The sequence below is a fragment of the Nesterenkonia alkaliphila genome, assembly GCF_009758175.1.
Classification (GTDB): domain Bacteria; phylum Actinomycetota; class Actinomycetes; order Actinomycetales; family Micrococcaceae; genus Nesterenkonia; species Nesterenkonia alkaliphila.
This window is the reverse complement of sequence record NZ_WRPM01000099.1, coordinates 25477-37665: the sequence shown is the minus strand read 5'-3', so window position 1 is coordinate 37665 and position 12189 is coordinate 25477. Positions and strand designations below refer to the sequence as shown.

11 protein-coding genes are annotated in these 12189 nt (G+C 65.5%); 2 read left to right on the top strand and 9 right to left on the bottom strand.

The genetic code is table 11. The features are described 5' to 3' along the window. The first annotated feature begins 231 nt into the window (after positions 1–231). Entirely contained in the window at positions 232–645 is a 414-nt protein-coding gene (locus GNZ21_RS14245; RefSeq protein WP_157325470.1) for a DUF4870 domain-containing protein, read from the top strand. Between the two features lie 43 nt (positions 646–688). Here the strand turns inward: GNZ21_RS14245 and hemW are convergent, their stop codons facing one another. The 6 genes from hemW to GNZ21_RS14215 all read right to left on the bottom strand — a co-directional run bounded on the left by hemW (position 689) and on the right by GNZ21_RS14215 (position 6404). After that, positions 689–1975 (bottom strand): radical SAM family heme chaperone HemW, encoded by a 1287-nt coding sequence (hemW, locus tag GNZ21_RS14240; RefSeq protein ID WP_188503655.1) that lies wholly within the window; start codon positions 1973–1975, stop codon positions 689–691. A 9-nt stretch (positions 1976–1984) separates the two neighbouring features. Further along, on the bottom strand, positions 1985–3844 hold the full coding sequence (gene lepA, locus GNZ21_RS14235; RefSeq protein ID WP_188503656.1) for a translation elongation factor 4: 1860 nt from the start codon (positions 3842–3844) through the stop codon (positions 1985–1987). A 113-nt stretch (positions 3845–3957) separates the two neighbouring features. Continuing rightward, positions 3958–4218: a 30S ribosomal protein S20 gene (rpsT, locus tag GNZ21_RS14230; protein ID WP_188503657.1), complete on the bottom strand. Its 261-nt coding sequence runs from the start codon at positions 4216–4218 to the stop codon at positions 3958–3960. 212 nt (positions 4219–4430) lie between these two features. Beyond that, positions 4431–5429: a DNA polymerase III subunit delta gene (holA, locus tag GNZ21_RS14225; RefSeq protein WP_157325468.1), complete on the bottom strand. Its 999-nt coding sequence runs from the start codon at positions 5427–5429 to the stop codon at positions 4431–4433. A gap of 9 nt (positions 5430–5438) precedes the next feature. Continuing rightward, entirely contained in the window at positions 5439–5960 is a 522-nt protein-coding gene (locus tag GNZ21_RS14220; protein ID WP_188503658.1) for a redoxin domain-containing protein, read from the bottom strand. A gap of 6 nt (positions 5961–5966) precedes the next feature. Further along, complete coding sequence (locus GNZ21_RS14215) at positions 5967–6404, bottom strand: DUF3052 domain-containing protein (RefSeq protein ID WP_229659496.1); 438 nt, start codon at positions 6402–6404, stop codon at positions 5967–5969. A 171-nt stretch (positions 6405–6575) separates the two neighbouring features. On the opposite strand from GNZ21_RS14215, the gene aceE reads away from it, so the two are divergent. Continuing rightward, on the top strand, positions 6576–9302 hold the full coding sequence (gene aceE, locus GNZ21_RS14210; protein WP_188503659.1) for a pyruvate dehydrogenase (acetyl-transferring), homodimeric type: 2727 nt from the start codon (positions 6576–6578) through the stop codon (positions 9300–9302). A 156-nt stretch (positions 9303–9458) separates the two neighbouring features. Here the strand turns inward: aceE and fabF are convergent, their stop codons facing one another. The 3 genes from fabF to GNZ21_RS14195 form a co-directional block, all read right to left on the bottom strand. Then, a complete protein-coding gene (fabF, locus tag GNZ21_RS14205; RefSeq protein ID WP_157325464.1) occupies positions 9459–10703 on the bottom strand; it encodes a beta-ketoacyl-ACP synthase II in 1245 nt (414 codons plus the stop codon). Between the two features lie 123 nt (positions 10704–10826). Beyond that, complete coding sequence (locus GNZ21_RS14200) at positions 10827–11072, bottom strand: acyl carrier protein (protein ID WP_188503660.1); 246 nt, start codon at positions 11070–11072, stop codon at positions 10827–10829. 57 nt (positions 11073–11129) lie between these two features. Further along, positions 11130–12182, bottom strand: a complete 1053-nt coding sequence (locus GNZ21_RS14195; protein WP_188503661.1) for a beta-ketoacyl-ACP synthase III — start codon at positions 12180–12182, stop codon at positions 11130–11132. Positions 12183–12189: the final 7 nt, after the last annotated feature.

Genomic DNA, 12189 nt, shown 5'->3' with positions numbered 1-12189 from the left:
CGGGCGGAGCCCGCTCGCCTCTCGCTCGGCTTCCGCCGAGCTTCACGCCTAAAGCTAGTCCCGCCGGCGGGCGGAGCCCGCTCGCCTCTCGCGCGGCTTGCGCCGAGCTTCACGACTAAAGCCAGTCCCGCCGCCGCGTGACACACCTTGAGCGGCCACAGCTGCTCCCAGGTTGAGCCACTAAAATTGCCGCAGAACCGGCCTGTCCTTCCCCCGTCACAGAAAGGCACGATGACCGCAGTGACCCCGCAGAACGGCAAGCAGAGCACCACCTCACGCAGCATGCACCCCACACCGGAACCAGCACCCATGCTGACCCGGGAGGAGGATGTGCGCTGGGCGATGATCTCGCACTTCGGCGCCGTGGCCGGCTGCATCCCTGCGCTGATCATCTACCTGGTGTTCCGTGAGCGCGGGCCCTTCACCGATCAGGAGTCCAAGGAGGCGTTGAACTTCACGCTTCCGCTGAGCGTGCTGATGGCCGTGTTGTTCGGGCTGGCCTTTGTGCCTGCGGTCAGCACCTGGGCCGGGCTGGGGCTGGTGGTGGTCTGGGTGGCCATGGCGATCAGCGGCCTGATCGGAGGCTCCGAGTGCAATAAGGGCCGCCCCTACCGTTATCCGGTCAATCTGCGCCTGATTCGCTAACCCGCCCCCGGCACTGATCCGGCGATGATCGCCACGGTCCAGGTCAGGACAGCAGCCGGTGAGTGACGGCGTCGGCAAGAAGCCTCCCCTGCAGGGTGAGGACTGCCCGGCCCTCAGGGAACGAGGAAGACGGCTCGGCTGAGCCGGGGTCAAGGAGACCTTCCCTCACCAGCTCTGCCACCAGCTGCGGGGTGATCGGGGCCGCTCCACCTGCTGCCAGTTCCGGAAGGGCGTTGTACTCGGCGAGGTCCAGGCCCTCCCGGATGCGCAGGCGCAGCATCAGATGCTCCAGGACCTTGGCCTGCGCATCAAGGATCTCCCGGCCATGGCCCGGGGAGAGCCCCTGATGCAGCCGCTGGGCATAGGCCGCCGGGTGCTTGACATTCCACCACCGCACACCGGCCAGATGGGAGTGCGCCCCGGGGCCAGCACCCCACCAGTCAGCGTCCAGCCAGTAGTTCAAATTGTGCTGGGAGCGGGTCTTCGGGGTGCGTGAGAAGTTGGAGACCTCATACCAGTGGTAGCCGGCCCGGCTCAGCAGCTGCTCAGCCAGCAGGTACTTATCCGCCTGGTCATCGGGATCGATGTCAGCCAGTGCTCCGCGCCGGATCTGAGCCGCCATGGCGGTGCCTTCCTCAATGATCAGCGAGTAGGCGCTGATATGGTCCGGCTCCAGCGCGATGGCAGCTTCCAGCGACCGCTCCCAGTCCGCCAGCGACTCCCCCGGTGTGCCGTAGATCAGGTCCAGGGAGGTCTCCAAGCCCGCAGCCCGGGCAGCCTGATGGGCGGCGGGCACGTTATCCGGGTTGTGCGTGCGGTCCAGGGTGGCCAGCACCTGCGGCACTGCCGACTGCATGCCCAAACTGACCCGGGTGAAGCCGGCCTCTGCCAGCAGCTGCGCCGATTCGGCGGTTACCGTGTCCGGATTCGCCTCGGTGGTGATCTCTGCCCCGGGTACGAAGCCGAAGAGCTTCCGGGCTGCATCAAGGATGCGGGCCAACTCCGGGGCCGGCAGCAGGGTCGGGGTGCCGCCGCCGAAGAAGACTGTGCTCAGGGCACGTGGGGGTGCGGCGGCGTCGTCGTAAGCTCTTCTGGCGAACTCCAGTTCGCTGATCAGCGTGTCCGGATAGGACTGGTGCGAGGCACCGGGCCCGAGGTCCTGGGAAGTGTAGGTGTTGAAGTCGCAGTAGCCGCAGCGTACCGAGCAGAACGGGATGTGCACATAGAGGCCCAGCGGCTTATCCGCGCGGGAGGCCAGGGCGGAGAGCACCTCAGGCGGGAAGGACCCGTCAGCGGGGACCGGGTCACCCAGCGGCAGGACGGAGGGCACTGCGCCGGCTCACTTCTTGGTCTTCTCCTTGGCATTGCCCTCATCGGAGCTCAGCGCGGCGATGAACGCCTCCTGGGGCACCTCCACGGTACCGACCATCTTCATCCGCTTCTTGCCCTCCTTCTGTTTCTCCAGCAGCTTGCGCTTACGGCTGATATCACCGCCGTAGCATTTGGAGAGCACATCCTTGCGGATGGCCCGGATGTTCTCGCGGGCGATGATCCGGCTGCCGATGGCCGCCTGGATGGGCACCTCGAACTGCTGGCGCGGGATCAGGTCCTTGAGCTTGGAGGCCATCTTCACCCCATAGGCATAGGCATGGTCCCGGTGGGTGATGGCAGAGAAGGCATCCACCTTGTCCCCCTGCAGCAGGATGTCCACCTTGACCAGATCGGCGGCCTGCTCTCCTTCAGCCTGCCAGTTCAGCGAGGCATAGCCCTTGGTGCGGGACTTCAGCTGGTCGAAGAAGTCGAAGACGATCTCGGCCAGCGGCATCTTGTACCGGATCTCCACCCGCTCCTCCGAGAGGTAGTCCATGCCCTCAAGCTGCCCGCGCCGCGATTGGCAGAGCTCCATCACCGCCCCGATGTACTCGGCGGGAACGATGATGGTGGCATCTACCACCGGCTCTCGGATCTCGAGGATCTTGCCCTCAGGGAACTCGCTGGGGTTGGTCACGGTGAGCACCTCACCGTCCTCCGCTGTGACCTGGTAGACCACATTGGGGGCGGTGGAGATCAGGTCCAGGTTGTACTCCTGCTCCAGCCGCTCCCGGGTGATCTCCAAGTGCAGCAGGCCCAGGAACCCCACTCGGAAGCCGAAGCCCAGGGCGGTGGATGTCTCGGGCTCAAAGTTCAGGGCGGCGTCGTTGAGCTGGAGCTTCTCCAGGGCCTCACGCAGCACCGGGAAGTCGGAACCGTCAATGGGGAAGAGTCCGGAGAACACCATGGGCTTGGGGTCTTCATAGCCGCCGATGATCGCCTCGGCGGGCTTATTGGCGGAGGTGACCGTGTCACCGACCTTGGACTGGCGCACATCCTTGACCCCGGTGATGAGGTAGCCCACCTCGCCTACGCTGAGGCCCTTGGTGGCCTCCGGCTCCGGTGAGGAGACTCCGATCTCCAGCAGCTCGTGGGTGACTCCGGTGGACATCATCTGGATCTTCTCGCGGTGCCCGAGCTGGCCGTCCACCACACGTACGAAGGTCACCACACCCCGGTAGGTGTCGTAGACCGAGTCGAAGATCATGGCCCGGGCCGGGGCATCGGGCTGGCCCACTGGGGCGGGGATCTCTTCGACAATCCGGTCCAGCAGCGCATCCACGCCTTCGCCGGTCTTGCCGGAGACACGCAGCACATCCTCCGGCTCGCAGCCGATCAGATGGGCCAGCTCCTCGGCGTACTTCTCCGGCATCGCAGCCGGGAGGTCGATCTTGTTGAGCACCGGGATGATCGCCAGCTCATGTTCCATGGCCAGATAGAGATTGGCCAAGGTCTGAGCCTCTATGCCCTGGGCGGCGTCCACCAGCAGCAGGGCGCCCTCGCAGGCGGCAAGGGAGCGGGAGACCTCATAGCTGAAGTCCACGTGCCCGGGGGTGTCGATCATGTGGAAGGCGAAGGTCTCCCCCGCGTACTCCCAGGGCATCCGCACTGCCTGAGACTTGATGGTGATGCCGCGCTCACGTTCGATGTCCATCCGGTCCAGGTACTGGGCCTTCATATCGCGGGGCTGGACCACGCCTGTCAGTTGCAGCATCCGGTCTGCGAGAGTGGACTTGCCGTGGTCGATATGCGCAATGATGCAGAAGTTGCGGATCGCCGCAGGATCGGTCTTAGCAGGCACAAGGGGCTTGCTGGCCTTGGGTGACACGGGCTTGGCTTGGTCCTTCAGTCGGCGGGCAGAGTCAGGGCTCCATCATACGGCGAAGGCCCCGCACGCGGTCACGTGCGAGGCCCCGGCCGTGGTGAAGCAGAGCAGTGGTGCTACAGGGACTGCACCAGGTGCGCCAGGCCGGACTTGCGGTTGGCGGCCTGGTTCTTGTGGATCACGCCCTTGGACACGGCCTTATCCAGCTTGCGGGAGGCCTCGCGCTGAGCGGTGGCGGCGGCATCCTTATCGCCGGAGGCCACGGCCTTGCGAACCTTCTTCACAGCGGTCTTCAGCTCAGACTTCACAGCCTGGTTGCGCTGCCGGCGCTTCTCATTGGTGAGGATGCGCTTCTTCTGGGACTTGATGTTTGCCACAGGTGGTTTCCTTTAGCTTGTTGTGCTTGTCATGATCAGCACTGCCTGTGCAGCGGCCCTCGCGGGCACACCTCCGACGGCGGAAAGTTCAGTGGTGTGGGGCACCTTGGCGATTCACACCCCGGCTCTTCAGGTAGAGGGGCCCATGAGCTGGGGCGTGCTGATGCCGTCGTCAGGCAGTGCGCGGCCCGTCCGGACCGCAGACACTAGCTCTAAATACTACCAGAGACCGCCGCGATCGCCTTCTCGACGGCGTACTCCGGTGTGCGGGAGACGCCCTTTACCTCCGCATCGGCCTGCGCCACCGCTTCTACAGCGGCGGCGGCCGCCCGCGGGGTCCAGCGCCGTGCCAGCTGCCCGGCCTGCTGCAGCTGCCAGGGCGCCATCTTCAGCCGTTGGGCCAACTCTCCCTGGGAGCCGCGGTGGTCCACCAGGGCGGCGATCTGGCGTGCCTTCATCGCCAGTGCTGCGGTGACCGCCACGGGTGAGACTCCGGTGGCGATGGCATGCCGGTAGAGCCTCAGCGCCGCCTCCGCCCTGCCCTCGAAGGCGGCGTCAGCGACCTTGAAGGCGGTGGCCTCCACCCGGCCGCCGAAGTACTTCTCCACATGCTCCGCGGTGATATCCCCGGGCACATCGCGCATCAGCTGCCGGCAGGCACTGCCCAGATCCGAGAGGCTGGATCCGGCTGCGGCCACCAGGGCCCGGGCTGCCTCAGGGTCAACGCTGCGGCCGGCGGCCCGATACTCCTGGCGCACGAAGTCCAGCTTGTCACTGTCCGACTTCACCGGGGCACAGTCGATGACCACGCCGCGGGCGCTGAGCGCATCCACCAGCTTCTTGCCCCGGTTGCCTCCTGAGTGCCGGAGGATCAGCGTCACCTCAGGGTCGGGTGGCTCGGCCAGGAACCGCAGAGCATCCTCCATGAAGGCATCGTTCATCTGGGCGAGGTCCTCGGCCAGGATCAGCCGCGGCTCACCGAACAGGGAGGGCGATGCCAGGGTGGCCAGCTCCCCCGGGGCTGCCGCTGAGACATCGAACCGGGTGTACTCCAGAGCGGCATGCTGGGCCTTCAGCGCGGCCTTAACCCGGTCCAGTGCACGGGTAGCCACATAGTCCTCGGAACCTTTGAGCAGGATCAGCGGGGCAGGCTCCACGGTCCGGAAATCAACTCCGGCGGCTTTCCCTCGGCTCCCAGATCTCGGCGGCATACCACCAGCCTACTCGCGGGCCACCAGCTGCAGCCCCGCCAGCAGCTCTTGAATGTCCCGGGACTGCGTATGGGCTGCCGAGACCACAGCACGTACGTTCAGCTGCCCGTCCAGGACAAAGGTGTCCCGGGTGGGGCAGCCCAGATCCTCGTTGAACGCGCCGTAGGACCGGGCGATCTGCCCGTGCGGCCAGTAGTCGCTGAGCAGATCGAACTCCACCGGCACCGCACCGGAGTCTGGTCCACCCTGCCGGGCGAGCTCCTCGGCATAGGCCCGCAGGGTGTGCACGGAGTCGCAGCTGATCGCCAGCAGCCGCACACCCAGCTCGCCGAACTCAGCCCAGCGGTCCCGGATCTCAGCCAGTTCGGAGCCGCAGACCCGGCTGAAGGCGAAAGGGTAGAACATGAGCACGACGCCGCGGGCTCCTCTGAGTTCGGAGAGCTCCACTGTCTCCCCGAACTGGTTGCGGGCAGCGAAGCCGGGTGCCGGCTCCCCTGCTGCGGGGCGGCGTCGTAGGTTGTTATCCGCCACGGGGGCTCAGGACCAGGACTTGCGGTGCACCAGGCGGGTGGCTGCCCACTCCGCGCTCACCCCGGCCGATGAGGTGACATGCAGACCGGCGTCGGTGGCGGCATCCTGGATCTCCACAGGTGGCACATAGCCTTCCCGGCCGGAGCGGGGGGTCATCAGCCAAACCATGCCGCCCTCTTCCAGGGTGGTCAGCGCATCAAGCAGGGCGTCGGTGAGATCGTCCTCCCCGGCGCGGAACCACAGCAGGACGGCGTCGACCACCTCTTGTTCGTCCTCGTCGATCAGCGGCTCATCCAGCAGATCGTCGAGGGCGTCACGGAGCGCATCGTCGACGTCGCTGTCAGCGCCGATCTCTTGGACCAGGGCGTCGGCGCTGAGGCAGAGCTCCTCCAGCAGGCTGGACTTGTCTACAACATTCGTGGCGGCATGGCTGTTCTGTCCCACACAGCTAACGTTACGCGGATTTGGGGGCGAGCGGGAAGTGCGACACAACATGAAACCGGTAGAGTTGCTTCCAAGACCGGGTCCGCCCGCCACCCATGCAGGCCGGATCAAGACCTCGAACGGGCTCTGCCACCGCGGAGCCCACAGAACAACGTCGGAAAGGTGCCCACTGTGAGCGCTGGCGAAGAGACATCACATATCCGCAGCGGACTGATCGATCAGCTCCCGGATCTGGATCCGGAGGAGACCAGCGAGTGGATCGAGTCGCTGGATTCACTGGTGGAGGTTCACGGCACCGAACGCGCCGAGTACATCATCCGTGCGCTGCTGCAGCGGGCCGGGGCCAAGTCCATCGGGGTGCCGATGGTCACCACCACCGACTACGTCAACACCATCCCGGTGGACCAGGAGCCGGAGTTCCCCGGGGATGAGGAGCTGGAGCGTCAGTACCGCAGGATTCTGCGCTGGAACGCTGCGGTGATGGTGCACCGGGCCCAGCGCGAGGAGATCGGCGTGGGTGGGCACATCTCCAGCTACGCCGGTGTGGCCACCCTTTACGAGGTGGGCTACAACCACTTCTTCCGCGGCGCCGACCATCCCGGCGGCGGGGACCAGATCTTCTTCCAGGGCCATTCCTCCCCCGGCAACTATGCCCGCGCCTACCTGGAGGGACGGCTGACGGAGAAGCACCTGGACGGCTTCCGGCAGGAGGCCTCCAAAGCACCCTATGGGCTGAGCTCCTACCCGCACCCGCGGCTGATGCCCGACTTCTGGCAGTTCCCCACCGTATCGATGGGTCTGGGCCCGATGAACGCCATCTACCAGGCCCAGTTCAACCGCTATCTGCACAACCGCGGCATCAAGGACACTTCGGACCAGAACGTCTGGGCGTTCCTGGGCGATGGTGAGATGGACGAGCCGGAGTCCCGCGGCCTGCTGCAGCTTGCTGCCAATGAGAAGCTGGACAACCTGCACTTTGTGGTCAACTGCAACCTGCAGCGCCTGGACGGCCCGGTGCGCGGCAACGGCAAGATCGTCCAGGAGCTGGAGGCTTTCTTCCGCGGTGCCGGTTGGAACGTGATCAAGGTGCTCTGGGGCCGCGAGTGGGATCACCTGCTGGAGAGGGACGATACCGGCGAGCTGGTCCGGATCATGAACGAGACCCTTGACGGCGATTACCAGACCTATAAGGCCGAATCGGGTGAGTTTGTGCGTGAGCACTTCTTCGGCCGCTCAGCCAAGACCAAAGAGCTGGTCGCGGAGATGTCCGATGACGAGATCTGGGGCCTCAAGCGCGGCGGCCACGACTACCAGAAGGTCTACGCCGCCTATAAGGCCGCAGTGGAGACCACCGGGAAGCCCACTGTAATCCTGGCCCAGACCATCAAGGGCTATGGGCTGGGACCGAGCTTTGAGGGGCGCAATGCGACCCACCAGATGAAGAAGCTCACAGTGGAGGACCTCAAGCGGTTCCGCGATACGCTGCGCATCCCGGTCACCGATGAGCAGATCGAGGCCGACCCGTACAATGTGCCCTACTACCACCCCGGCGAGGACGCTCCGGAGATCGAGTACATGCAGGCCCGCCGCAAGGAGCTCGGCGGCCCGCTGCCGGAGCGCCGGGTTCCCGCCAACACCATTGCGCTGCCGGGTGAGAAAGCCTATGCCGGAGCCAAGAAGGGCTCCGGGAAGAACAAGGCCGCCACCACTATGGCCTTTGTGCGCCTGCTGAAGGACCTGATGCGGGAGAAGGACTTCGGTCAGCGGATCGTGCCGATCGTCCCGGATGAGGCGCGCACCTTCGGCATGGACAGCTTCTTCCCCACCGCCAAGATCTACAATCCCAAGGGGCAGAACTACATCTCGGTGGACCGCGAACTGATGTTGGCGTATAAGGAGTCCCCGCAGGGCGTGATGCTGCATCCGGGTATCAACGAGGCCGGGGCCACCGCAGCGTTCACCGCTGCGGGCACCAGCTACGCCACCCACGGTGAGCCGATGATCCCGTTCTACATCTTCTACTCGATGTTCGGGTTCCAGCGCACCGGCGACTCCTTCTGGGCCGCTGCGGACCAGATGACACGGGGGTTCATCATCGGAGCCACCGCCGGCCGGACCACCCTGACCGGTGAGGGGCTGCAGCACGCCGATGGTCACTCCCCGCTGCTGGCTGCCACCAACCCGGCGGTCAAGCACTTTGACCCGGCCTTCGGATACGAGATCGCACACATCATTGAGAACGGGCTGTTCGAGATGTACGGGGACCACGAGGGCGACCACAACGTCATGTACTACCTCACGGTGTACAACGAGCCGGTGCAGCACCTGCCTGAGCCGGAGGATCTGGACGTAGCCGGCGTCAAGGGCGGCATCTACAAGCTCAAGGCTGGCCAGGCTGAGGGCGAGAAGGTCCAGCTGCTGGCCTCCGGTGTGTCCGTGCCCTGGGCCCTGGAGGCCCAGGAGCTGCTGGCCGCCGACTGGGGTGTCTCTGCCGATGTGTGGAGTGTGACCAGCTGGAACGAGCTGCGGCGCCAGGCCCTTCAGGTGGAGCAGTCGGCCATGCTGGACCCGGAGCGTGAGCCTGAGGTGCCTTTCGTCACCAAGCAGTTGGAAGGGGCGGAGGGCCCGATCGTTGCCTCCACTGACTACAACGCCGCTGTTCCGGACCAGATCCGCCAGTTTGTGCCCAATGAGTTCGCCACCCTGGGCGCCGATAGTTATGGGTTCTCTGACACCCGGGCCGCAGCCCGCAGGCACTTCAAGATCGACAGCCACTCCATGGTGGTGCGTGCTCTGCAGATGCTGGGCAAGAACAAGAAGGCCGCCCAGGCCATAGAGAAGTACAACCTGACCGATGTGAACGCAGGCACCTCCGGAACCACCGGTGGGGATGCCTGATTGAGCCGAGCGAAGACACGGGCATGCTCGTCGTCTTCCGAGGCGATTGAAAGGCGTGAGCGAAGCGATGCCTGAGCTGCACTCAGCACAGTAGTAGGGGCGCCCCTCGAAAGAGGAGGCGCCCTTACTGTTTGGGTCTTAGGACCGGTGCCTGGATCAGACGGTTCTGAATGCCGCCACGGCGTTGTGCCCGCCGAAGCCGAAGCTGGAGCAGATTGCTACCTGGTCGCCTTCACCGAGTTCCCGGGGCGTCCCGGACACCACATCGAGCGGGATCTCCGGGTCCTGGTTTTCCAGGTTGATGGTGACCGGTGCCTTCCGGTCGGCCAGTGCCTTGACGGTGAAGACTGACTCCACTGCCCCGGCGGCACCGAGCAGGTGGCCGGTCTGTGATTTGGTGGCCGAGACGCAGACATTGTCCAGATGGCTGCCGAAGACAGACTTCATCGCCACATACTCCGGGACATCGCCCAGCGGCGTGGAGGTCGCATGGGCGTTGACATGGGTGACATCGGTGGTCTCCGCGGAGGCGGAGGCCAGTGCCTTGCGCACTGCGCGGCTGGCTCCCATGCCCTCCGGGTCCGGGGCGGTGATGTGATGGGCATCGGAGGTGACTGCCCCGCCGGCCAGTTCCGCGTAGACGGTGGCTCCGCGGGCTTTGGCGTGCTCCTCGGTCTCGATGATCAGTGCGCCAGCTCCCTCTCCCATAACGAACCCGTCTCGGTCCACATCATAGGGGCGGGAGGCCGCGGCGGGGTCCTCATTGCGGCGGGAAAGCGCCTGCATATTGGCGAAGGCTGCCAGCGGCAGCGGGTGGATGGCTGCTTCGGTACCCCCGGCCAGGACCATATCGGCCTGCCCGCTGCGGAGCAGATCCATAGCCATGATGAGCGCCTCCACTCCGGAGGCGCAGGCGGAGACTGCAGTGCGGCCGCCAGCCTTGGCACCGAACTCGAGGCTGATCGCACCCGCCGCTCCGTTAGGCATCAGCATCGGCACGGTCATCGGCAGCACTCGGCGCGGGCCCTTCTCCCGCAGCGTGTCCCAGGAGTTCAGCAGGGTCCAGACGCCACCGATACCGGTGGCGAAGCTGACGGCGACCCGTTCTGCGTCAAGTGCGGCATCCTGGAGCCCGGCATCGGCCCAGGCCTCACGGGCCGCGACCATGCCGAGCTGTGTGGAGCGGTCCATCCGCCGGGTCTCGGGCCGGGAGAGCACCTCAGCTGGCTCCACCGCCACCTCCGCGGCGAAGGTGACTGGAAGATCGTATTGCGCCACCCAGTCGTGCTCCAGGGTTCTGGCACCTGCGGTGCCGGCCAAGGCAGCCTGCCAGGTGCTGGCCGTGTCTCCGCCCAGCGGAGTGGTGGCACCGAGGCCTGTGATGACTAGACGTTGCGACATGAGTTTTTTCCTAGCTGCTGATGTCGAGGGGTGCCCGCCGGCGGAGCAAGCGGGCCTTTGGTGCGTGTGTGCGGGGGCAGAGCCCCCGCACTGGCACTGAGACTGAAGCGAATGCCCTGGCCCTCAGGCGGAGGCGTTCGCGATGTAGTCGACGGCGTCGCCGACGGTGGTGAGGTTCTTGACCTCTTCATCGGGGATCTTCACGTCGAACTTCTCCTCGGCGTTGACCACGATGGTCATCATGGAGATGGAGTCGATGTCGAGGTCCTCGGTGAAGGACTTGTCCAGCTGGACCTCTTCGGTCTCCAGACCGGTCTCCTCCTCGACGATCTCAGCGAGGCCGGCCAGGATTTCGTTCTTATCAGCCACTGTGGGCTCCTCTCATATGTTTCGGTGTGGGTGGTGAAAAAATGGTGCGTCTCTAACCTACGGGATCCGGATGACTTGGGCGCCGTAGACGAGGCCGGCGCCGAATCCGATTTGCAGGGCGAGGCCGCCGGAGATGCCGGGATTCTCTGCCCGGAGCCGATGCAGGGCCAAAGGAATGGATGCGGCGGAGGTGTTTCCAGCATCGGTGATATCGCGGCCGATGAGCACATGCTCCGGCAGTTTCAGCTGTTTGGCCAGCTCGTCGATGATCCGGATATTGGCTTGGTGCGGGACAAAGGCGGCGAGGTCCCCCGCACTGATGCCAGCTTTGTCCAGGGCCTGTTTGGCCACCTTGGCCATCTCCCAGACTGCCCAGCGGAAAACCGTCTGACCGTCCTGGCGCAGAGTGGGCCAGGGCTTCTGCTCCGGGTCCAGCAGCGCAGTGGCGTCTCCGGTGCCCCGGGCCGCGGAGAGGGCGTCGCGCAGGTCCAGCAGTGAGCTGTCCATGGTGATGGCACCCCATTTCTCACCATTGGAGCCCAGGATAGAGGCAGAGATGCCGGGCTCCTCAGAGGGGCCGACGACGACGGCCCCAGCCCCGTCACCGAGCAGGAAGCTGATAGTGCGTTCATGGTTGTCGATGACGTCGGAGAGTTTCTCCACTCCTACTACCAGAACCTTCTCCGCATGCCCGGCACGGACCAGCGCGTCAGCCTGACCGATGCCGTAGCAGTAGCCGGCGCAGGCTGCGGAGATGTCATAGGCGGCAGCCGGGGTGCTGCCCAGCCGGGCGGCCAGGTCGGCGGCGGCCGAGGGCGTCTGATAGGGGTGGGTGACTGTGGAGACCAGCACTGCTCCGATCTCGGAGGGGTCGGTGCCGGCATCCCGCAGCGCCTCCAGGGCAGCGGCCTCGGCCATGTCCACGACAGAGACATCGGCGGGGGCGCGGTGCCGGGTGACGATGCCGGTGCGCTGCCGGATCCACTCGTCGGAGGAGTCGATCCACTGGCAGATCTGCTCATTGTCCACCACGATCGAGGGGCGGTAGACGCCCAGGCCCAATACGGCGGTGGCGTGGACGGTGGTGGTGGGGGTCAGGGTTGCGGTCACGGTGTGC